Source organism: Pseudomonas sp. NBRC 111140, assembly GCF_001320885.1.
GTDB lineage: Bacteria > Pseudomonadota > Gammaproteobacteria > Pseudomonadales > Pseudomonadaceae > Aquipseudomonas > Aquipseudomonas putida_P.
Genome location: NZ_BCBQ01000185.1, coordinates 1 through 2,322, shown reverse-complemented (window position 1 = coordinate 2,322; position 2,322 = coordinate 1). Strand labels below are relative to the sequence as shown.

At 45.9% G+C, this 2,322-nt stretch carries 1 protein-coding gene; it reads left to right on the top strand.

The window, feature by feature from the left end; translation table 11 throughout:
* A partial coding sequence (locus tag APH42_RS30040; RefSeq protein WP_218187664.1) for a VPA1269 family protein occupies nt 1-2,322 on the top strand: 2,322 nt, incomplete at both ends.

Sequence of the window (2,322 nt, the reverse complement as noted above, 5' to 3'; positions counted from 1 at the left end):
CTTAGCCGATAAAAAACTGAGGAGTAATCCAAATGAAGTCTACGCGAAAACAGGTTGGAAAGGGTGGGGGCCGTTCCTTTCAGATGAGCTGGTTGCTATATACGCGAGCTATGAAGAGGCTAAGCAAGCGACAAAAAAGCTGGGGATTGTGAGTGTTCCGGATTATCGGAAAAGATACTACGAAGATCCCAGGCTCCCATCTAGCCCTGAAAAGGCTTATTCTGGCCGCGGCTGGACTAATTGGTATGATTTTTTTGATAGGCAGAAATCTAAATTTTATCCCACCTATTCAGAGATGGAGCAGGCGGTGCATAAATTGGGCATTACGAGTAAAGATGAGTATTTGGTTAGGCGTAAGGAAGACGAAAAATTACCCTGTGCGCCTTGGTCGGAGTACGCTTCTAAAGGCTGGGTCAGTTGGAAGTTTTTGTTTCGTTTCTTTAAGCCGCTTTTTTATAGTGATTTGGCCGAGGCTAGCGCCGCTGCTCAGCGGTTGGGGATTATAAGTGCGTCTGACTATAGAGCTAAATATAAACTGGATCCTCGTCTGCCGTGCGACCCTAAGAGTCACTTTCTTCCATGGTCAGGATGGCCAAATTTCCTTGGGGTTGAGCGCGACAGGAATTACAAAACATATGAAGAAGCAAAAAAAGCTGCCGAAAAATTTGGTTTTAAGTCATATGCCGAGTATAGAGACGGATATAAGCAGGATCCTAGGCTGCCGAGTGCTCCCTATCGAGCCTTCAAGCACAAAGGCTGGATCAGTATACAAGACTTTCTTTCGCTGGAAATAGCTCCTGATTATTCAGATAGCTACCCATGCTTGTGTGATGTATATGAGAAACATTTGAGGTTTCAAACAAATTATGCAATACGTCGCATGGCGTTGAGGGTGCTGATAAACGGATACTTTCACGAATTAAATTTACCTGATGATCCAAAATTTTTATTATTAAGGGCTAATAAGTTTAATGCTGCGCTGTATATATCATTGATTGAGTCTCAGGCAGAGTCCCTGAAGCAGCAGGTACACACGTCAATTTCGACATTTTTTCAGTGGGTTCTCGACGAAGAATGTACAGATGTCGATGGGGATGAGAGCGTCGTGCTAAACGACTTCAGAAATCCGTTTTCTAGCATCCTCGCCGGATTCGCCAAAGGGTTAGGCTATTCTAAACTAGGTCAGACGAATAAACCCTCGCTTGGTTACGAGTATATTTTGAGAGCTAGAAACTACCTCGTTCCTGATTATGAGATGTCTCTATCACGACGCGTGTCCCTAAGCCAGTTAGAGCATCTCCAAGAGTTCTTCGATAGCCGCGGAGACTGGCTTGATGTCCCATTATCGAAAATTGATGTCGATGATCCTCATACGGTATGGCGAAAGCTTGAGCGAATTGAGCGGGTTGTTGCTGGGAAACGGCGCAGAGTAGTTGTGTATCAGGTATGGTCTCCGGTTCGGTTTGTAGCGCTTTATACCTTGCTAAGGTTTCCATTACGGGGGCAACAGATTCTGTGGCTGGATAGCGGAGAGGCTGACCGAGAGGTCGGAGTTGTTGACATGGAAACTGGTACAATTGAGTGGAGGAAGAATACTGGGCATCTTGCTTTGCGTGGCACCAGGAGCAGTACACCTCAGGCGGCAGTTCAAAAAGGAATAAATGGATATCCAAAGTTCTATTGCACAACTAATAAAACTGGTGCTCGTGATCAAGGATACGAAGTCGAATGGATTCCAGAGGATTTGGCGTATTGGTTGTTGGTGTTGAGGGACTGGCAGGAAAAATACTCACCGCTTGATTACCCCACACCATGGACTTCGATAAAAACACACGCAGAGATCAATAGTGAGATTTTGAAATCTCGGGGTAGCCAATGCTTTCTTTTTCGACAAGATAAAACGGGTCAGCCTATTACTACGGCAACGGCCTTCCAGACCACATTGCCTAAGCTACTTTATCTCATTCAACGGGGTGGGGAAGATCTAGCCAGGAAAAACAGTCAGTACGGACCTCGTTATCTTAGTGACTACACTCCTCACTGCTTGAGGGTAAGTCTCATCACCGCCTATATAGCGGACGGGGATGCGCCGATACATATAGTGTCGAAGCTGGTTGGGCATGCAGCGCTCGTCATGACCATTCACTATGTGAGTCTTAAGGAACACCAAATGCGGAGGCCTATGCAAGAGGCCGAGAAGCGTGCTGAATATACCGCCTGTGATAATTTGGTGCGAGACGTGCTTGCCAATGGCTTGCAATCGCAAGCTAGGAATTTGATTGCAACTGACGGAAATAGGATTTTTTTCGAGAAGTCATCGAC